We start from the raw sequence: 18,798 nt of genomic DNA on the forward strand, positions 1-18,798 counted from the left end.
AGGCGATTTCCATGGCGTTTCTCTTCAACTCCGATGCCACACGCGGCGCGATTTTCAAGGAAGCTTTTGCCCGCGAGCTTCCGGATCTGGAATTCGTCGGACAGGGCCAACCGGTAGATCCGGACAAGGTGCGCTATCTCCTGACCTGGACGGTCCCCGGCGACATCGCGCGTTACCGCAATTTGGAAGTGCTGTTTTGTATCGGCGCCGGCGTCGATCAGCTCAAACAGGACAGCCTGCCGGACCATGTGGCGCTCGTCCGTATGGTCGAGGATGGCATTATCCGGATGATGCAGGAATACGTCACTCTTGGGGTCCTGACGCTCCACCGGGAGATGCTCGCTTACCGGGACCTGCAGAAACAGTCTGCATGGCAGACGCTGGCCGCCCCGCAGGCCACCGCGCGCAGAATAGGTTTCCTCGGCCTCGGCATTTTGGCGCAGGCGGCGATCGAGCGCTTGAAGCCGTTCCAATTTCCGCTCGCCGGATGGAGCCGCAGCAAAAAGCAAATCGATGGTGTCACCTGCCATCATGGCCCGGATGGACTTGCCGATTTTCTGGCCGAGACGGACATTCTGGTCTGCCTGCTGCCGCTGACCGATGAGACGCGCGGCATTCTCAATGCCGAGCTCTTCTCCCAGCTGCCGGCCGGTGCCAGGCTGCTGCATGTGGGCCGCGGACCGCAGCTCGACCAGACGGCGCTGATCGAGGCGCTCGATAGCGGCCGCTTGGCCGCCGCAATGCTCGACGTCACCGATCCCGAGCCGCTGCCGGCAGACCATCCGCTCTGGCACCATCCAAAAGTGGCGATCACGCCGCACATCGCCTCCGTCACCCAGCCGGAAACGGCGGCGCATTCGGTCATCGAAAATATCCGGCGCCACCGCGCCGGCGAAACCCTGATCGGCCTGGTCGATCGGACACGTGGTTATTAAACGAGGAAAATGACATGTCGCTTCTGCAGACCATCGACACAAATCCGAACTTTACTCCAAAGCAGGCCGTACCGGATGCGGAACGGCTGATTTCAGGAAATCCGGCCTACAAGACCTGGGCACAGGATGCCTCAAAAGGCGAAAAAGTGCTCACCGGCATCTGGGAAGCAACCCCCGGCGAGCACCATTCCATCAAGGGCACGGTCTACGAATTCTGCCACATCATTTCCGGTGTCATTGAGATCGACGAAAAAGACGGCGAGACAAAGATGTATCGCGCCGGCGACAGTTTCGTGATGAAGCCTGGCTTTGTCGGCGTCTGGCGCACCATCGAAACCGTGCGCAAGATCTACGTCTGCGTTTACGACTGAGAAGCCGCCGGCGCGCGCCCGAAGAACGGCACGCCGCTTATATCCGGCAATCACGTGCTGAAAACACGAGGCGGCTGAACCGCCAACTCTCTAAAGCGCGCACGCATTAGCCTTCGGCGATAGCAAAGATCTTCTTGAGGTTGCCCTGAATTGAAAGACGGTTCACCGTCCCCCGGCCGACGAAGATCGCGTCTCCCGGGCCAACCGATGTTTGCGTCCCGTCGCCATCGGTCACATCAGCCTGCCCCTCCAGGATGTACATCAATTCATGGACGGGATGAGAGCGCGACATCCGGATGTGCGGCGTCGTCGCCCAGACACCAGCCCGAAAGCCGGCCTCTTCGTCGGAAAATGCCCTGAAGAGACGGCACTGAGGCGTGTCCCCTTCCACGAACTGCGCCGGAGGCGGCGGGGAGGGGGCAAGCGCCACATCCCTGTCGATCGCCACGACGCCCTGCGCGCTTGATGTCGCCGCGGTCGTTGCGCAGAAGATCCACTGCGTGCCGTTTTCCGCTTCCGCCGTAATGTCCTCGCCCTGGCCGATGACCACGCTGTCGCCGGACGTGAGATGAAACGTCGAGCCGCCCGAATGCAGGACAAGACGGCCTGCCACGACGACCAGGCATTCCGTGTGGGGAAAGCCGGCGATCGAGGCTTTTCCATTCCAATGGACCGATCCGGCGAAAACGCCGCCCGAGGCGCTCCAGACGATATCGCGGCCGACCGCGAATATGTCGTCTGGTCCCAAGGCTTTTCGTTTGCCTTCAGGGGCGGATCCGCTTTTCGCCTCGAAGAGGAGAATGGTTTTACCGGTCATGACGTCACTCCCATTTTTGGTGAGATATTCATAGGCTGATGCTGTTGCCTATGGGCCGAGGGCTAATCTGCCAGGCACTGGCTCGAATTCTGCATAGATCCTAATCGGTGGCTTCAAGGGGCGCGCTGCGGAGTTGGCGCTTAAACAGAATATCCTTTGGTTTGCTGCCCCCAACACAGGCAATTGTTGCGAAACAAAGCCGCCTGCGCCGCACCTCTCCAGCGCAAGCAGGCCTATACTTCCTGCATTGGATCAGACGAGCATAAAGGCATGCGCCAATGAAATTTGCGTCCTACTGGCATGATACCTCGATCCCATTCGCCGCAGGCATCGCCGACCCCGTCTCGGGAGATTTCGACGTTGCGGTGATCGGCGCCGGTTTCACCGGGCTCAACGCCGCGCGCACGTTGGCGCAATCCGGTGTGAAGGTCGCTCTGCTGGAAGCCGAACACGTTGGCTATGGTGCGTCCGGCCGCAATGGCGGGCACCTCAACAGCGGCCATTTCGCAAGCTTCGGCGCCGCCAGGCAGCATCTCGGGGAAGACCGGGCGCGCCGCTTGTGGCGGGCCTATGACGACTCGATCGACATGATCGAACGCATCGTCGAGGAGGAAAAGATCGCCTGCGACTTCCGCAGGAGCGGCAAGCTCAAGCTTGCCTCGAAGCCCTCTCATGTCGGCAAGCTGCAGGCAATGGCCGAAGAAATCCGCCGCGAGGTCGACCCGTCAGCCGAATGGCTGACGCGCGAGGACCTCCGCAACGAGGTGGTATCGGATGCCTTCCATGGCGGGATCCTCTATCCGAAATCCGCCATGATGCACATGGGGCGCTACGCCAACGGCGTGGCGCAGGCGGCCCACCGCCATGGCGCGGCGATCTGGGAACACAACCCGGTGACCGCCCGCGAGCCCGTCCCGAATGGATGGCGGCTAACCACGCCGACCGGCTCGCTGACCGCCCGCCAGGTCATCCTGGCGACCGATGCCTATACGCCAAGCGTCTTTAACTATTTCCGCCGGAGGCTGATGCCGATCGCTTCCTTCATCATTGCGACACGCCCGCTCACCCCGCAGGAGGTCGCGGCGACAGTTCCGGGCAACCGCAACTTCACCAACTCCCTCAACATCGCCAACTACTTCCGCCTGACGCCAGACAACCGCATGCTGTTTGGGGGGCGGGCGAGATTTTCGGCGGTATCGAACCAGAAAACCGACGTCAGCTCCGGGCAGCTTCTGCGCCAGCAGATGCTCGGCATGTTTCCGCAGCTTGCAGACGTCGAGATCGACTATTGCTGGGGCGGCCTCGTCGGCTGCACGCAGGATCGTTATCCCCGCGCAGGCAGCGCCGAGGGTGTGATTTACAGCATGGGCTATTCCGGCCACGGCGCCCAGCTATCGACCTTCATGGGCAGCGCGCTGGCCAATATGGCGATGGGGCGCAAGGACGCCAATCCGCTCGACGGCTTCGCGTGGCCCGCCGTCCCGATGCATACCGGAAACCCGTGGTTTCTGCCCATCGTCGGCACCTATTACCGCATGAAGGACCTGCTGCCCTGACCGATCCTGGCGCCGCGCCCCGCGCGGGCACCGATGGCCTAACGCAGGACGGCCACCCCTGATTCCCTGCCGATCCTCCGTGCCTGTTGCCGCATAAGGACTTTGCAATGATCACACCTCTCGAACATCTGTCCCGCAACGGTCGTCTGGGCAAGTTCTTCATCGACGGTCAATGGCTCGAACCCAAAGGCAGCGCCAAGGGCGTCGTAGTCAATCCTGCCACGGAAGAGACGGTGACCCAGTTTGCGCTCGGCAACGGCGAGGATGTCGACGCGGCGGTTTCCGCCGCCCGGCGGGCCTTCGCGACCTGGAGCCGGACCAGGCCGGAATACCGCGCGGGTCTGCTCGATCGCCTGCGGACGCTGCTCGAAGCGCGCAGCGAACTGTTCGCGCAGTGCCTGAGTCTCGAAATGGGCGCGGCGATCGGATATGCGCGCAGCGCTCAGGTGCCGCTGGCGATCGCCCATGTGAAGGTCGCCCGCGATCTCCTGGAAGCCTTCCCCTTCGTCAAGCAGCGCGGCCACACCGCCGTCGCCCAGGAACCGATCGGAGTCTGCGCACTGATTACGCCCTGGAACTGGCCGCTCTACCAGATCACCGCCAAGGTTTCGCCGGCACTCGCCGCAGGCTGCACGGTCGTGCTGAAGCCCAGCGAGCTTTCGCCTCTCGGCGCGCTGCTGTTTGCAGAAACGATTGAGGAAGCCGGCTTCCCCAACGGCGTCTTCAACCTCGTCAATGGTGACGGCTCCTGCGTCGGTTCGGCTCTCGCGTCCCATCCGGATGTCGACATGATTTCGATTACCGGCTCTACCCGTGCCGGTATCGCTGTGGCCCAGGCAGCCGCGCCGACCGTCAAGCGCGTCGCGCAGGAGCTTGGCGGCAAGTCGCCGAACGTGATCCTGCCGGACGCCGATCTTGACCGCGCCGTTGCCATGGGCGTAGCGGCTGCCTTCCGCAATCTCGGCCAATCATGCAGCGCGCCGACGCGTATGATCGTGCCGCGCGCGATGCTCTCCAACAGCGAGTCCATCGCCAAAAGAACCGCAGATGAGATCGTTGTCGGTGATCCCCTTTCAGAAGCCAGCACCCATGGCGCGATCGCCAACCGGGCCCAGTTCGATCGGATCCAAACCATGATCGGCGTCGGAATTGCGGAAGGCGCGACGCTCGTCACCGGCGGCGAGGGTCGTCCCGCCGGTCTGAATGCCGGCTTCTACGTCAAACCGACAATTTTCTCGGACGTGCGCACGGATATGCGTATCGCCCAGGAGGAAATCTTCGGCCCGGTTCTCTGCCTCATTCCTTACGACACGGTGGAGGAAGCCATCACCATCGCCAACCATACCGTCTACGGTCTGGGTGCACATGTGCAGGGTAAAAATACAGACGTCGTCAGGGACGTCGCGTCACGGATCCGCTGCGGTCAAGTGCATCTCAACTATCCAGCCTGGGATCCACACGCGCCTTTTGGCGGCTTTAAGCAATCTGGAAACGGACGCGAATTCGGCATTGAGGGCATGCTGGAATACCTCGAGGTCAAATCCATCCTTGGCTACTTCTAAAGCAAGTCGCGCAAAAGTGTGCAGCGGCTTTGTGATAACGACATGCGTAAAAACAAAGACCTAAAGCGCGTGGAGCGAAGCTGAAAGATCGCGACGCGCTTTAGCATGACGCCGAAAGGCGTGAGGGGGTGTTGGTATCCGTCGGAAGCGCACCGCCCAGGAGGAAAAAACGCGTCCCTTTCATCAGCCGAAGATGACTGTCTCATCACTCAAAACATTATTTTCCACCGCCCCGGCACCCACTGTCGATGCATGCTGCTTGTTCAGTTTCGGTAGGCTTTGGTCGGGAACACGTCGAGGCCGGCGATAACGACCAAGACGGAATTCATTCCAGACGCTGGCTTTTGCAGCCAGCGACCAATGGTCAGAGAGGAAACGATATGCTCGATTTGAACGACAACGACCTTTTCCAGCAGGCCGGACTGATCGACGGGATCTGGTCGCGTGCGGCGTCGGGCAAGACGGTAAACGTCGTCAATCCCGCCACTCAGGATAATCTCGGCACCGTTCCCGACATGGGCACAGCCGAGACCCGGGCGGCGATCGACGCAGCTAATGCCGCCTTCAGCTCGTGGAAGAAGAAAACGAATGCCGAACGCGCCGTTCTGCTCGAGCGCTGGTATGCCCTGATGATCGAAAATCTCGAGGATCTGGCGCTGCTCATCACTCTTGAACAGGGCAAGCCTCTCGATGAATCGCGTGCCGAAATCCGTTACGGTGCTTCCTTCGTCAAATGGTTTGCCGAAGAAGCTCGCCGCATCGGCGGCCATACCATTCCCTCGCCGACGCCGGATCGCCGCATCGTCGTGCTCAAGGAAGCGGTCGGCGTCTGCGCCATCGTGACACCCTGGAATTTCCCGATCGCCATGATCACCCGAAAGGTGGCGCCCGCCCTGGCGGCCGGCTGTACGGTTGTCGTCAAGCCTTCGGAATTCACCCCCTATTCGGCGCTCGCCATGGGTGTCCTTGCCGAGCGCGCCGGCATTCCGGCAGGTGTGATCAATATCGTCACCGGCATGCCGACGGAGATCGGCAACGAGTTCATGGCAAACGCGACGGTGCGCAAGATCTCCTTCACCGGTTCGACCCGGATCGGCTCGCTTCTGATGCGCGGCGCTGCCGACAGCGTCAAGCGGCTCTCCCTCGAACTCGGCGGCAACGCGCCGTTCATCGTTTTCGACGACGCCGATCTCGATCTCGCTGTCGAGGGCGCAATCCTGTCCAAGTTCCGCAACGGCGGCCAGACCTGCGTCTGCGCCAACCGCATCCTGGTGCAGGCCGGTGTCTATGATGCCTTCGCCGAAAAACTCGGCGCTCGCGTCAACGCCATGAAGGTCGGCCCCGGCACGGAACCCGGCAACGTTATCGGCCCGATGATCAATGCAGCGGCGATCGACAAGATCACCCGCCATGTCGAAGACGCTCTCTCCAAAGGCGCCAAGATCGCCGCACAGGGAAGCTCCGTGGCGGAGGGCTCGCAATACGCCGCGCCGATGGTGCTGACCGGGGCGACGACCGACATGCTGCTTGCCAGCGAAGAAACCTTCGGCCCGGTTGCTCCGCTCTTCCGCTTCGAGACGGAAGACGAGGCGATCGCAATCGCCAACGGCACGCCCTTCGGCCTGGCTGCCTATTTCTACACCGAAAACCTCAAGCGCTCCTGGCGTGTCGGCGAAGCGCTCGAGTTCGGCATGATCGGGCTCAACACCGGCGCGATCTCAACCGAAGTCGCCCCGTTCGGCGGCGTCAAGCAATCCGGCCTCGGGCGCGAGGGCGCGCAGGCGGGCATCGAAGAATATCTCGAGATGAAGAGCTTCCATATCGGCGGACTGAGCTGAGCCGGAAGCGATTACGGGACGAGAACCAGCAATGTGGCGCACGCGGGGTGCGCCATTTTTTTTTACAACCACCGCAACACACGAGGGTTGGCAACCCTTCGGCTTCAGTCGGTCCGCAAGCACAGCCGATCACTTCAAAAGAAGCGCGGGCGGAAACGCCCGCGCTTTTCCTCGTACGGTTCAGAGACCGAAAACGCCCGGCAGGCCGGAAATGTCGGGGATTTCGACATAGCCATAGAACGGGTTGGCGGGTTCATGGCGGCGGTTGACCCACACCTTGTTCTTGATGCCGATATCGTTGGCCGACATATGGTCATAGCGGAATGACGAGGAGCAGTGCACGACATCTTCGGGCGCGCAGCCGAGCATATCGAACATATATTCAAAGGCCTGCAGGCGCGGCTTGTAGGCTTGCGCCTGTTCGGCCGTGTAAACCGCATGGAACGGAGCGCCGAGCTTTTCGACATTCGACATGATCTGCGAAATCATCGCATTCGACAGGATCACCAGCGGGATCTCCTTGGCGACCTTCGCGAGGCCAGCCGGCACATCCGCATGCGGACCCCAGGTCGGCACGCGCTCATAGACCATCCGGGCGTCTTCGTCCCTGAACTTGATGCCGTTGCGTTTGCAGCTGCGCTCGATCGAATTGTGAACGACCTCGGCATAGGGCTTCCAGTCGCCCAGAACCTCATCGAGGCGATAGGCGGCGAAGTTGCGGACGAACTCGGCCATGCGCGGCTCGTCGAGCTGATTGCCGTAAAGGTCGCGGGCCGCCTCCGCCATCTGGAAATTGGTCAGCGTGCCGTAGCAGTCGAAGGTGATGTATTTCGGGCGCATGAGGGTCATGAACATATCCTTTGGAGCGTGGACCGGGGCGTAGTCATGATAGGCGCGGCCCACCCCGCGGCTCGCCTGAATGTAGCTGCGATCGAAGCAGATTATTGCGTATCGAAAGGCGGCTTTGGCAGATGGTAGTAGGTGCCCCGCTCGCTGGCGGTGGCTGAACGACGGCGAGGATGGCTATGTCGGCCTCTATGATGCTTGTTGATTTGATCGGCTCGCCGCACTCACTCACCCGGCTTGCCGACGTGCAGCGAATGTTGCTCGCGATCCGCCCGGTGGCGCCCACATGCCAGCATAAGATGCGGCAGGCGACAAAGGGAAAACGATAAGATACTGCTCAGGGCGCAGCCTTCAGACGATTAGCCAACCCGCACTCCTTCACACTTCCACTCAGGAGAATAAGGGAAGTGTCATGCAGACAAGCCAGATCGACTTTGCCGCGTTCGGCAGCGAACACCTGGGTGCCGCCCTCACGCTGTCGCGGCAGGCGGGCTGGCCCCATCGGCCTGAAGACTGGGAAATGGCGCGTGCCTTGAGCGAGGGTGTCGTCGCCATCGAGGGCGACCGGGTGGTGGGCACCGTGCTCGTCACCCCCTACAAGCAAGACTGCGCCACGATCAACATGGTCATCGTCGATCAAGCCATGCGCGGCCGCGGCCTTGGCCGCAAGCTAATGCATGCCGCAATGGAGCTTGCCGGCGATCGCCCGCTCCGGCTTGTAGCGACCGCCGATGGCCTTCCACTCTACGAGAAGCTCGGCTTCCGCCAGACCGGCCGCATTCTGCAGCATCAAGGCATCGCAGCAGAACGCGCCGCGCCGACGGCAACGTCAGCCGCCGCGATGACCGATTTCTCGGCAATCACCGAACTCGATCGACAGGCCTTCGGCGCCGATCGCGCCGATCTGATCGCATATCTCGCCAAGGTCGGTGAACTCGCCGTGGTACGCCGCCGCAATGGACGCGTCAGCGGTTTCGCGGTCCTTCGCAGCTTCGGCCGGGGCGAGGTCATCGGCCCCGTCATTGCGGGCAACGTGGATGACGCCAAGGCGCTCGTCACGCATTTCATCGCACGGCGCCCCGGCGGGTTCCTCAGGGTCGATACCACGACTGCCGCCGGCCTGTCCGGCTGGCTGGCCGAACAAGGCTTCGCCCATGTCGGCGGCGGCATCGCCATGATGAAGCCATCGATCCCAGCCGTCGATTCCGTCGCCACCATCTTCGCCCTCGCCAACCAGGCACTCGGCTGATCCGGAGAGCATTATGTACAGCAATTCCCTTGTCGAACTCGACCGCGCCCATCTCGTCCACCCCGTCGCCTCCTACCGCAACCATGAAAAGCTCGGTGTGCGTGTGCTCGCTTCGGCAAAAGGGGCGACGGTGACCGATGCTTCGGGCAAGCAGTTGGTCGACGGCTTTGCCGGCCTGTGGTGCGTCAATGCCGGTTACGGTCATGAATCGATCGTCGAGGCGGCGGCGCGGCAGATGCGCGAACTGCCCTATGCCACCACTTATTTCGGTCTCGGTTCGGAACCGGCGATCCGGCTTGCCGCGGAATTGGCCGAACGGGCGCCGGGCGATCTCAATCATGTTTACTTTACCTTGGGCGGATCCGATGCCGTCGACAGCACGATCCGGTTCATCCGCTATTACTGGATCGCCCGCGGCCAGCCGCAACGCGACCAGTTCATCTCCATCGAGCAAGGCTATCACGGTTCATCGACTGTCGGGGCAGGACTGACGGCGCTTCCTCTGTTCCACGCCGGCTTCGGCATTCCCTTCGACTGGCAGCATAAAATCCCCTCGCACTACGCCTACCGCAACCCGGTAGGTGAGGATTCGCAGGCGATCATCAACGCCTCGCTCGCGGCACTGCGCCGCAAGGTTGAAGAGGTCGGCCCCGAACGCGTCGCCGCGTTTTATGCCGAACCCATTCAGGGGTCGGGCGGTGTACTGGTGCCGCCGAAGGGCTGGATGAAGGCGATGCGGGCGCTCTGCGGCGAACTCGGAATCCTCTTTGTCGCCGACGAAGTCATCACCGCTTTCGGCCGCACCGGCCCGCTCTTTGCATGCGAGGACGACGGGATCGTTCCTGATTTCATCACCACCGCAAAGGGTCTGACCTCGGGCTATGTGCCGATGGGCGCGGTTTTCATGGCCGATCATGTCTACCAGGCCATCGCGGATGGCGCCGGAGGCGCAGCCGTCGGTCACGGTTATACCTATTCGGCCCATCCCGTCAGCGCAGCCGTCGGTCTCGAAGTGCTGAACCTTTACGAAACCGGCCTCCTGGAGAACGGCCGGAAAGCCGGTGCACGGCTGATGCAAGGGCTTGAAAGCCTCAAGGACCATCCGCTTGTCGGCGACGTGCGCGGCCGTGGCATGCTGGCCGCCATCGAACTGGTGGTCGACAAGGAAAAAAAGACGCCGTTGCCGTCGACCGCCGATCCGGCGCGCCGGGTCTTCGACCGCGCCTGGGAAAACGGCCTGGTCATCCGTGCCTTCGCCAACGGCGTGCTGGGTTATGCGCCGCCGCTCTGCTGCACCGACGCCGATATCGACGCCATCATCGAGCGCACGCACAAAACGCTTGATGACACCCTGACCGACCCCGATATCCGCGCGACCCTGAAGGGCTGACCGCGGCCCGCTGCGGTTTCATAGCAATGCTATAACAAGGGCGATGCCACGCGCATTCCCACCTTGTTGCCGCCGCGGCCGGGCCGACGATCGAACTAAAGCGGAAACAGGCTCGTCAACGGCATGTGCGATTTGACGATGGGCGATTTCAGGACGACGAAGCTGAAATACTTGTCGATGCCGATCTCCATATCGGAGAGTCGCTCCATGATCGTCTGGTATTCGCCGATCCCGGCCGTCACGAATTTCAAGAGATAGTCATAGCCGCCGGAGACCAGATGGCATTCGATCACCTGGTCGATCTTCTCGACCGTTGTCAAAAACCGGGCGAAATCGATCTGCCGGTGGTTTTTCAGGGTGATCTCCGTGAACACCGTCAGCGTCTGGCCGAGTTTGGCGACGTTGATCTGCGCGGAATAACCCTCGATATAACCTTCAGACTGCAGCTTCTTCACCCGCATCAGGCAGGGGCTCGGCGACAGGTTGACGAGCTCGGCGAGCTCGACATTGGTGACGCGGCCATTCTTCTGCAACTCATGCAGAATTTTTATATCGATCCGGTCGAGTTTCATCGCTTCACTCCGCCTGTCGAACCTGCCAGCGCCGCAGCATATTATGCCGCTACTCTGCCAACACTACCACATCGAAAGCGCGAGTCGATCGCGTTTCTTGGGCTCCTGGCGGGACGAATAGTATACGTCCTGGCCTGCGACAGCATTTTATGCTGTCCGCCGGCGAGGCGATGGTGCGTGACATCACGCAGCCCTGTTCTAAACATTGGAGGAATGGATCGCGTCGCAAACCGCATCGGTAACCTCTTTGGTCGTGGCAGTACCGCCGACGTCGGGGGTGAGGATACCCGCGCCTGTCACCGCTTCGAAGGCGCGCATGAGACGGGCCGAAGCCTCCTGCTCGCCGAGATGGTCGAGCATCTGCGCGGCGGTCCAGATGGTTGCGATGGGGTTGGCGATGCCCTTGCCGGCAATGTCGAAGGCCGAACCATGGATCGGTTCGAACATCGAGGGAAACCGGCGCTGCGGGTCGATATTCGCGGTGGGCGCGACTCCGATGCTGCCGGCGAGCGCGCCGGCAAGGTCGGAGAGGATGTCGGCATGCAGGTTGGTCGCGACGATCGTGTCGAGGCTCTGCGGTTTCAGCGTCATCCGCACCGTCATGGCGTCGACCAGCATCTTGTCACAGGTGACATCAGGGAATTCTGCGGCCACCTCGGCGGCGATCTCGTCCCACATGACCATGCCGTGCCGTTGGGCATTCGATTTCGTCACGACCGTCAGCAATTTGCGCGGCCGCGCCTGCGCCAGCTTAAAGGCGTAACGCATGATGCGGGTGACGCCGACGCGGGTGAAGATGGCAACCTCTGTTCCGACTTCCTCTGGCATGCCGCGATGGGCGCGGCCGCCATGGCCGGAATATTCTCCTTCGGAATTCTCGCGGACGATCACCCAATCGAGATCGCCGACGCCGCAGTTGCACAGCGGAGGAGTAATGCCCGGAAGGATCTTGGTCGGCCGCACATTGGCATATTGATCAAAGCCCTGGCAGATCGGCAGTCTGAGCCCCCAGAGGGTGATATGATCGGGAACATCCGGCGCGCCGACGGCGCCGAAATAGATCGCGTCGAATTTCTTCAGCCGTTCAAGCCCGTCGGAAGGCATCATTACGCCATGTCTTTTGTAGTAGTCGGAGCCCCAGTCGAAGTGTTCGATGGCAAATCTCACATCGCCGAGACGTTTTTCCAGACTTGCGAGCACCGTTCGCCCGGCGGCAATGACTTCGGGCCCGATCCCGTCCGCAGGAATAGCGGCGATAGAATATTCACGCATTGATTTGCTCCGGCAACCTCTTCCGCGCCAGTCCACCCGATGCGGCCTACGCGTTCTACCTTAAGCCTAGTGCCGAGCTCTCGGTTTACTCAACGATGAAAGAATTATATAAATTATGGATATAATAGGAGGCTGCCTGTGGAGCTGGAGCAGTTGAGGTGCTTCGTTGCCGTTGCCGAGGAGCTTCATTTTGGAAGGGCGGCGCAAAGGATCGGGTTGCTTCCGGGATCGCTCGGGCGCCATGTGCGCCTGCTGGAAGAGTCGGTCGGAAGTCAGTTGCTGAGCCGCACGACCCGGAGCGTCTCGTTGACCGAGGATGGAGTAGCGCTGCTGGAGGAGGTCAGGCCGCTTCTCGCCCGGCTCGATGAACTCGGTCAAAAATTTCGTGCCAGGCATCACCGGCGCAGCCGCATCCTTCGGATCGGCGCGATCGATAGCGCCGCCGCCGGCCTCCTTCCGACACTGATCCACGACTTTCGAGCCATCGCCCCCGATGTCAAAATCCAGCTGATGGAGGGCAAATCCATTCGGCTCGTGCCCAAACTGCTGGCCGGCGGGTTGGATCTGGCTTTTATCAGGCCGCGTCCGGGAATGAGCCGTCATCTTGCGGTCGAGGATCTGTTTTCCGAGACGACCGTCGTCGCAGTCCCGGCCTCTCATGAACTCGCTGACCATAAGAACGTCTCCGTCCTCGATCTGGCGAATGCGCCGCTGATCGTACCGGACAGGCGATCCCGGCCCCACAGCTACGATTTGACGATGAACCTGTTTGCCGCAGCCGGCCTGCACCCTGATATCGCCCAGGTCGCCGATGAAAAGCAAACCATCGTCAGCATGGTCGCCGCCGGCCTCGGCCTCGCCATCGTCCCGCGGTGGACATCCTCTCTCGCCTCTGCCGGCGTTCGCTTTCTGCCGGTGCAGGAGGGAGCAGGGCAGACGACGCCGAAACTGCCGCTAGCTGTCGCCTGGATGAAAGCAGTCCGTGATCCCGAACGAGACGCGCTGCTTGATCTCCTGAGGCGGAATCTCGAAATATATTCGGCAGCGGCCTGAGACGCCGGCTCTCGATCGCCCCGGCTTGAATGCCGCTGAAGGCGCTCGGAGGTCTTGCGTCCCGCATTGCAGCGAAAGGCGGTATCAGGGACAAACTGTGTCAAAGATGCCGAAGAAAGCATGCTCCGATTTCAAATGAGCGGGATTCGTTAGTTCCATAATTCAGCTTATGCAAGATTTAAAATTTATAATTGAATATATCAGGTTTCCCTCCTGACGGACTGCCGATTTATCGTTATAATTTTGATTTAATATCCCAATTTTTCCGTTTCAAGGCACAATACTCGGTGCGATCACTTCTTCCCCGGGAATGGTAGATGTTGCTATTTTACCAACTTATGGCTGTTGTATCCAGAAATGCTGCACGTGAAGGTGATGTCCCCTGAGGAGCCGCGACGGCTTCCAGGATCGTCAGAATCCGGATCGGGCTTCGCCTCAGATATGCAGAGCGCTTCCCAACGCTTTCAGCGCCGCCTCCATGACCGCTTCGCTGCGGGTCGGATGCGCGTGGATCGTGCCGGCGATGTCTTCCAGGCGCGCGCCCATCTCGATCGCCAGCGCAAAAGCCGCCGAAAGCTCGGAGACGCCTGCCCCCACCGCCTGGATGCCGAGAACGAGGTTCGTGTCGGCGCGGGCGACGACGCGCACGAAGCCCTCTTCCGATACCATGGTCATCGCCCGGCCGTTGGCGCTGAACGGAAACTGGCCGGTGCGGATTTCATAGCCTTGCGCTTGCGCTTCGGCCGGCGAGAGACCGGCGCTGACGATCTCGGGATCGGTAAAGCAGATGGCGGGGATGCAGCGCTTGTCCCAGGCACGCTTCTTGCCGGCGATGATCTCCGCCACCATCTCGCCTTGCGCCATAGCCCGATGGGCTAGCATCGGTTCGCCGGTCACGTCGCCGATCGCATAGATGCCGCGCATCGAGGTGCGGCAGCGATCATCGATCCTGAGATAGGGACCGGCGCGATCGAGATCGAGCTCCTCGAGACCGGATCCCGCCGTCCGCGGGCGGCGACCGACGGTCACGAGAATGCGGTCGGCCGACAGGCTTTCTCGCCGGCCATCGGAGGTTTCGACAAGCAACGCCGCACCGTTGTCGGCAAGGCCCATCGCCTTCGCGCCTATCAGCACCCGGATGTCGCTTTCGGTAAGCTTGCGCATGACAGGCCGCACGAGTTCGGCATCGTAGAGCGGCAGCACCTGCGGCGTCGCCTCGACGACCGTCACTTCCGATCTCATCTTGGCGAAGGCCATTCCGAGCTCCAGGCCGATATAACCGCCGCCGACCACGACCAGCTTTTTCGGCAGCTCCGTTAGCGACAGCGCCTCCGTCGAGGAAATGACGCGGCCGCCGAATGGCAGGTTGGATAGCTCCACCGGGTCGGAGCCGGTGGCGATCACCACGGTCTCGGCGCGGATGATCTGCTGGCCGGTTTCCGTCTCGACCTCCACCGTCTTGCCGTCACGGAAGTGGGCCCGGCCGTGGACGATCTTGACCCGCGCCTTCTGCAAGAGGCCCGAAACCCCGTTCGTCAGCCGGCCGACAATACCGTCCTTCCAAGCGACCGTCCTGCCAAGATCGATCGAGGCGCCTTCGACACGGATGCCCATCGGGTTCTTGCCGGCAAGCATCCTTTGCGTGGCGGCGAATTCCTCGGCGGCATGGATCAGCGCCTTGGAGGGAATGCAGCCGACCGTCAGGCAGGTGCCTCCCGGCTTTCCGGCTTCGACGATCACCGTATCGACCCCGAGCTGCCCGGCGCGGATGGCGCAGACATAACCGCCCGGACCGGCGCCAATAACGAGGAGCTTGCAGACAATCTCTTTCATGGATCAGCCTTCGATGAAAATGAGCGCCGGGGTTTCGAGGAGCGTACGGACGCGCTGCACGAAGGTCGCCGCATCCCAGCCGTCGATAATGCGATGGTCGAAGCTCGAGGAGAGGTTCATCATCTTGCGCGGCACGAATTGCGTTCCGTCCCAGACCGGACGCGTGGCGATCTTGTTGACGCCGATGATCGCCACTTCGGGATGATTGATAACAGGCGTCGAGACGATGCCGCCGAGCGCGCCCAGAGAGCTGATGGTGATGGTCGAGCCGGAAAGTTCGTCGCGCGTCGCGGTCCCCGTCCGCGCCGCCCCCGCCAGCCGGTTCATTTCGGCGGCGCAATCCCAGATGCCGCGCGCTTCTGCGTGCCGCACCACCGGCACGGTCAGACCCGCGGGCGTCTGGGTGGCGATGCCGATATGCACGGCGCCATGGCGCGTGATGATGCCGGCATCGTCGTCGAAGGTGGCGTTGACCTCGGGCTGCTCGGAAATCGCCTTGACCAGCGCCCGCATCAGGAAGGGCAGGACCGTCAATTTCGGGTGCGCTTCGCGGCGTTCGCTGTTCATGGTGGCGCGCAATTCTTCGAGCGCGGTCATGTCGACTTCCTCCACATAGGTGATGTGGGGAATGCGCGAGGTGGACAGCACCATCTTCTCGGCGATGCGGCGGCGCAGGCCGGTCAGCTTGATCTCCTCGGTCGCCGTCTTTCTGGCGAGACCATTCTTTACCGTTGCGGGCGCTGCTCCCTGAGACAGAAACTGCTCGACATCCTCGCGCAGGATGCGACCGGCAGGCCCCGTGCCCTGCACTTGCCGGAGATCGACCCCGCCTTCCCTGGCGAAGAGCCGGACGGAGGGCGCGGCAAGCGGCTTTTCCGCCGGCGCCGCCGCCGGCACTGGCGCTGCCGCAGGGGCAGGCGCCGCAGGGGCAGGCTTCGCAATCTCGACTTTCGTCGTTTCTGCAACACGCGCCTGCGGCTGAGCCTCGTCGGCCTCGCCGGCTGTCTCGATCCGCACCAGCGGCGCCTTGACCGCGATACGGTCTCCGATCTCACCAGCGAGCCAGATGACGGTGCCGCTGACGGGTGAGGGAATTTCGACTGTGGCCTTGTCGGTCATGACGGCGGCGATCACCATGTCTTCGCGGACCGGATCTCCTGCCTTCACGTGCCACTCCACAAGTTCGGCCTCGGCGACCCCTTCCCCGACATCCGGCATCTTGATGATGAATTCGCCCATGGCTCAGGCCTCCATGACTTCGGCAAGCGCCCGCCCAACCCGGCCGGGACCGGGGAAATAATCCCACTCCTGCGCATGCGGATAGGGCGTGTCCCAGCCGGCGACGCGCACAACAGGCGCTTCGAGATGATAGAAGCAATGCTCCTGCACCAGCGCCACGACTTCGGCGCCGAAGCCCGACGTCAGGGTCGCCTCATGCACGACGACGCAGCGCCCGGTCTTGGTAACCGATTTGACGATCGTATCGAGATCGAGCGGCAGCAGGCTTCTAAGATCGATCACCTCGGCGTCGATGCCGGCATCTTCGGCGGCGGCAAGTGCCACATGCACCATCGTGCCGTAGGCGACTACAGTCACCGCCGATCCCACGCGCCGTACTTCGGCTTTGCCGATCGGGATGGTGTAGTGGCCGTCGGGCACCTCCCCGAGCTCATGCTTCGACCAAGGCGTCACCGGCCGCTCGTGATGGCCGTCGAAGGGGCCGTTATAGAGCCGCTTCGGCTCCAGGAACATGACGGGATCCGGATCCTCAATCGCGGCGATCAGCAGGCCTTTAGCGTCATAGGGGTTCGACGGCACGATCACTTTCAGCCCGCAGACATGGGTGAAGAGCGCTTCCGGGCTCTGGCTGTGCGTCTGGCCGCCGAAGATGCCACCGCCTGTCGGCATACGCACGACGATCGGGCAGGTGAAATCGCCGTTGGAGCGGTAGCGGATGCGCGCGGCTTCCTGCGTCAGCTGGTCATAGGCGGGATACATGTAATCGGCGAACTGGATTTCGACACAGGGCTTCAGCCCATAGGCCGCCATGCCGATCGCCGTGCCGACGATGCCGGATTCGCTGATCGGCGTGTCGAAGCAGCGCGTCCGGCCGTATTTTGCCTGCAGCCCTTGCGTGGAACGGAAAACGCCGCCGAAATAGCCGACATCCTCGCCGAAAACCACGACATTGTCGTCCTTCGCCATCGAGACGTCCATGGCGCTGCGCACCGCCTCGATCATCGTCATCCTGGTCATGTCAGTACCCCGCCTTCTGCCGCTGACGGCGGATATGCGGCGGCATCTCGGCATAGACGCCCTCGAAAATATCGCGCACCGAAGGCCTGCCGCCGGCATGCAGCGTACCATGAGCCTCCGCTTGGCGCTGCGCCTCGATCACCTCGTCCATGATTTCGGCTTCGGCCTGCACATGTCGCTCTTCCGACCATGCGCCCGTGACGATCAGATGTTTCTTCAGTCGCAGCACCGGATCGCCGAGCGGCCAGGCCTCCGATTCCGTCTTCGGCCGATAGGCGCTCGGATCGTCGGAGGTCGAATGCGCGCCGACACGGTAGGTCACATATTCGATCAGCGTCGGGCCGAGATTGCGCCGCGCGCGATCCGCCGCCCAGCGGGCGACGGCATGGACGGCGAGATAGTCGTTTCCGTCGACACGCAGCGCCGGAATGCCGAAGCCAAGGCCGCGGGCAGCGAATGTGCCGGAGCCGCCGCGGGCGATGCCCTGGAAGGTGGAGATCGCCCATTGATTGTTGACGATGTTGAGGATGACGGGCGCCTTGTAGGTCGAGGCGAAGACGAGCGCCGAGTGGAAATCCGATTCCGCCGTCGATCCGTCACCGATCCAGGCGGCGGCAATGCGGCTGTCGTTCTTGATCGCCGAGGCCATCGCCCAGCCGACAGCCTGGACATATTGGGTGGCGAGATTGCCCGAGATGGTGAAGAAGCCGTGCTCCTTGGAAGAATACATGATCGGCAGCTGCCGGCCGCGCAGCGGATCACTCTCGTTCGAGTAGATCTGGTTCATCATCTCGACCATCGGATAATCATCGGCGATCAGCAGGCCCGCCTGGCGATAGGTCGGGAAGTTCATATCTCCCTTGTTGAGCGCTTTGCGGAAGGCGCAGCTGACGGCCTCTTCACCGAGATGCTGCATATAGAAAGATGTCTTGCCCTGGCGCTGCGCCATCAGCATGCGGGCGTCGAAGGCGCGCAGCTTCATCATGTTGCGTAGCCCGGTCAGCAATTCCTCGTCGGAGAGCGACCCCGCCCAGGGACCGACCGCCTCGCCGTCGCGGTTCAGCACGCGGATGATCGAATAGGCGAGGTCGCGGATTTCCTCCGAGGCGACATCCACCTCCGGCCGCGGCACGGAGCCGGCCTTGGCGATCTTGACGTTGGAAAAATCGGGCTGGCCGCCCGGACGGACGGCGGGTTCGGGGACGTGCAGGCTCAAACGAGCGGAATCCACCATGCTTTTTCTTTCCT

16 protein-coding genes are annotated in these 18,798 nt (G+C 62.0%); 8 read left to right on the plus strand and 8 right to left on the minus strand.

What is annotated here, in order from left to right:
- Nucleotides 1-11 precede the first annotated feature (11 nt).
- Complete coding sequence (locus tag FHX03_RS24670) at nt 12-935, plus strand: 2-hydroxyacid dehydrogenase (protein WP_097626249.1); 924 nt, start codon at nt 12-14, stop codon at nt 933-935.
- Between the two features lie 14 nt (nt 936-949).
- Nucleotides 950-1,306 (plus strand): cupin domain-containing protein, encoded by a 357-nt coding sequence (locus FHX03_RS24675; protein ID WP_097626250.1) that lies wholly within the window; start codon nt 950-952, stop codon nt 1,304-1,306.
- A 106-nt stretch (nt 1,307-1,412) separates the two neighbouring features.
- Here FHX03_RS24675 and FHX03_RS24680 read toward each other — a convergent pair whose 3' ends face one another.
- Complete coding sequence (locus FHX03_RS24680) at nt 1,413-2,123, minus strand: cupin domain-containing protein (protein WP_131711255.1); 711 nt, start codon at nt 2,121-2,123, stop codon at nt 1,413-1,415.
- 278 nt (nt 2,124-2,401) lie between these two features.
- Between FHX03_RS24680 and FHX03_RS24685 the strand changes: the two genes are divergently transcribed.
- The 3 genes from FHX03_RS24685 (at nt 2,402) to FHX03_RS24695 (ending at nt 7,079) form a co-directional block, all read left to right on the plus strand.
- On the plus strand, nt 2,402-3,679 hold the full coding sequence (locus FHX03_RS24685) for an NAD(P)/FAD-dependent oxidoreductase (protein WP_183855880.1): 1,278 nt from the start codon (nt 2,402-2,404) through the stop codon (nt 3,677-3,679).
- Between the two features lie 107 nt (nt 3,680-3,786).
- Nucleotides 3,787-5,241, plus strand: a complete 1,455-nt coding sequence (locus tag FHX03_RS24690; protein ID WP_183780197.1) for an aldehyde dehydrogenase family protein — start codon at nt 3,787-3,789, stop codon at nt 5,239-5,241.
- Nucleotides 5,242-5,621: 380 nt separating this feature from the next.
- Nucleotides 5,622-7,079 (plus strand): NAD-dependent succinate-semialdehyde dehydrogenase, encoded by a 1,458-nt coding sequence (locus FHX03_RS24695; protein WP_183780200.1) that lies wholly within the window; start codon nt 5,622-5,624, stop codon nt 7,077-7,079.
- 180 nt (nt 7,080-7,259) lie between these two features.
- Here FHX03_RS24695 and FHX03_RS24700 read toward each other — a convergent pair whose 3' ends face one another.
- Nucleotides 7,260-7,928, minus strand: coding sequence for a haloacid dehalogenase type II (locus FHX03_RS24700; RefSeq protein ID WP_183855882.1), 669 nt, complete (start codon nt 7,926-7,928; stop codon nt 7,260-7,262).
- A gap of 409 nt (nt 7,929-8,337) precedes the next feature.
- On the opposite strand from FHX03_RS24700, the gene FHX03_RS24705 reads away from it, so the two are divergent.
- Entirely contained in the window at nt 8,338-9,174 is an 837-nt protein-coding gene (locus tag FHX03_RS24705; protein WP_183855884.1) for a GNAT family N-acetyltransferase, read from the plus strand.
- Between the two features lie 13 nt (nt 9,175-9,187).
- Nucleotides 9,188-10,564 carry an aspartate aminotransferase family protein gene (locus tag FHX03_RS24710; RefSeq protein ID WP_183855885.1) on the plus strand — a complete coding sequence of 459 codons (1,377 nt, stop codon included), beginning with the start codon at nt 9,188-9,190 and terminating at the stop codon, nt 10,562-10,564.
- Between the two features lie 95 nt (nt 10,565-10,659).
- On the opposite strand, the gene FHX03_RS24715 is transcribed toward FHX03_RS24710, so the two are convergent.
- Together FHX03_RS24715 and FHX03_RS24720 are read right to left on the minus strand one after the other, a co-directional pair.
- The gene (locus FHX03_RS24715) at nt 10,660-11,136 is read right to left on the minus strand and encodes an Lrp/AsnC family transcriptional regulator (RefSeq protein ID WP_003577877.1); all 477 of its coding nucleotides are present in this window, start codon (nt 11,134-11,136) and stop codon (nt 10,660-10,662) included.
- 198 nt (nt 11,137-11,334) lie between these two features.
- Nucleotides 11,335-12,408 carry a tartrate dehydrogenase gene (locus FHX03_RS24720; RefSeq protein ID WP_097626257.1) on the minus strand — a complete coding sequence of 358 codons (1,074 nt, stop codon included), beginning with the start codon at nt 12,406-12,408 and terminating at the stop codon, nt 11,335-11,337.
- 138 nt (nt 12,409-12,546) lie between these two features.
- On the opposite strand from FHX03_RS24720, the gene FHX03_RS24725 reads away from it, so the two are divergent.
- Nucleotides 12,547-13,461, plus strand: coding sequence for a LysR family transcriptional regulator (locus FHX03_RS24725; protein ID WP_097626258.1), 915 nt, complete (start codon nt 12,547-12,549; stop codon nt 13,459-13,461).
- Between the two features lie 435 nt (nt 13,462-13,896).
- Here FHX03_RS24725 and lpdA read toward each other — a convergent pair whose 3' ends face one another.
- The 4 genes from lpdA to FHX03_RS24745 are packed head-to-tail and all read right to left on the minus strand — an operon-like array spanning nt 13,897 to nt 18,784.
- Nucleotides 13,897-15,294, minus strand: coding sequence for a dihydrolipoyl dehydrogenase (gene lpdA / locus FHX03_RS24730; protein WP_183855887.1), 1,398 nt, complete (start codon nt 15,292-15,294; stop codon nt 13,897-13,899).
- Nucleotides 15,295-15,297: 3 nt separating this feature from the next.
- Nucleotides 15,298-16,533: a dihydrolipoamide acetyltransferase family protein gene (locus FHX03_RS24735; RefSeq protein ID WP_183855889.1), complete on the minus strand. Its 1,236-nt coding sequence runs from the start codon at nt 16,531-16,533 to the stop codon at nt 15,298-15,300.
- Nucleotides 16,534-16,536: 3 nt separating this feature from the next.
- Nucleotides 16,537-17,550, minus strand: a complete 1,014-nt coding sequence (locus FHX03_RS24740; RefSeq protein WP_131711263.1) for an alpha-ketoacid dehydrogenase subunit beta — start codon at nt 17,548-17,550, stop codon at nt 16,537-16,539.
- A 1-nt stretch (nt 17,551) separates the two neighbouring features.
- Entirely contained in the window at nt 17,552-18,784 is a 1,233-nt protein-coding gene (locus tag FHX03_RS24745; protein WP_183855891.1) for a 3-methyl-2-oxobutanoate dehydrogenase (2-methylpropanoyl-transferring) subunit alpha, read from the minus strand.
- Nucleotides 18,785-18,798: the final 14 nt, after the last annotated feature.

The sequence above is a fragment of the Rhizobium sp. BK456 genome (assembly GCF_014194045.1).
In the GTDB taxonomy this organism is placed as follows: Bacteria; Pseudomonadota; Alphaproteobacteria; order Rhizobiales; family Rhizobiaceae; genus Rhizobium; species Rhizobium redzepovicii.

Excerpts from the sequence above, each read along its gene's own strand:
- FHX03_RS24670 (WP_097626249.1), top strand. The coding sequence starts at position 12 with ATGGCGTTTCTCTTCAACTCCGATGCCACACGCGGCGCGATTTTCAAG.
- FHX03_RS24675 (WP_097626250.1), top strand. The coding sequence starts at position 950 with ATGTCGCTTCTGCAGACCATCGACACAAATCCGAACTTTACTCCAAAG.
- FHX03_RS24680 (WP_131711255.1), bottom strand. The coding sequence starts at position 2,123 with ATGACCGGTAAAACCATTCTCCTCTTCGAGGCGAAAAGCGGATCCGCC.
- FHX03_RS24685 (WP_183855880.1), top strand. The coding sequence starts at position 2,402 with ATGAAATTTGCGTCCTACTGGCATGATACCTCGATCCCATTCGCCGCA.
- FHX03_RS24690 (WP_183780197.1), top strand. The coding sequence starts at position 3,787 with ATGATCACACCTCTCGAACATCTGTCCCGCAACGGTCGTCTGGGCAAG.
- FHX03_RS24695 (WP_183780200.1), top strand. The coding sequence starts at position 5,622 with ATGCTCGATTTGAACGACAACGACCTTTTCCAGCAGGCCGGACTGATC.
- FHX03_RS24700 (WP_183855882.1), bottom strand. The coding sequence starts at position 7,928 with ATGACCCTCATGCGCCCGAAATACATCACCTTCGACTGCTACGGCACG.
- FHX03_RS24705 (WP_183855884.1), top strand. The coding sequence starts at position 8,338 with ATGCAGACAAGCCAGATCGACTTTGCCGCGTTCGGCAGCGAACACCTG.
- FHX03_RS24710 (WP_183855885.1), top strand. The coding sequence starts at position 9,188 with ATGTACAGCAATTCCCTTGTCGAACTCGACCGCGCCCATCTCGTCCAC.
- FHX03_RS24715 (WP_003577877.1), bottom strand. The coding sequence starts at position 11,136 with ATGAAACTCGACCGGATCGATATAAAAATTCTGCATGAGTTGCAGAAG.
- FHX03_RS24720 (WP_097626257.1), bottom strand. The coding sequence starts at position 12,408 with ATGCGTGAATATTCTATCGCCGCTATTCCTGCGGACGGGATCGGGCCC.
- lpdA (WP_183855887.1), bottom strand. The coding sequence starts at position 15,294 with ATGAAAGAGATTGTCTGCAAGCTCCTCGTTATTGGCGCCGGTCCGGGC.
- FHX03_RS24735 (WP_183855889.1), bottom strand. The coding sequence starts at position 16,533 with ATGGGCGAATTCATCATCAAGATGCCGGATGTCGGGGAAGGGGTCGCC.
- FHX03_RS24740 (WP_131711263.1), bottom strand. The coding sequence starts at position 17,550 with ATGACCAGGATGACGATGATCGAGGCGGTGCGCAGCGCCATGGACGTC.
- FHX03_RS24745 (WP_183855891.1), bottom strand. The coding sequence starts at position 18,784 with ATGGTGGATTCCGCTCGTTTGAGCCTGCACGTCCCCGAACCCGCCGTC.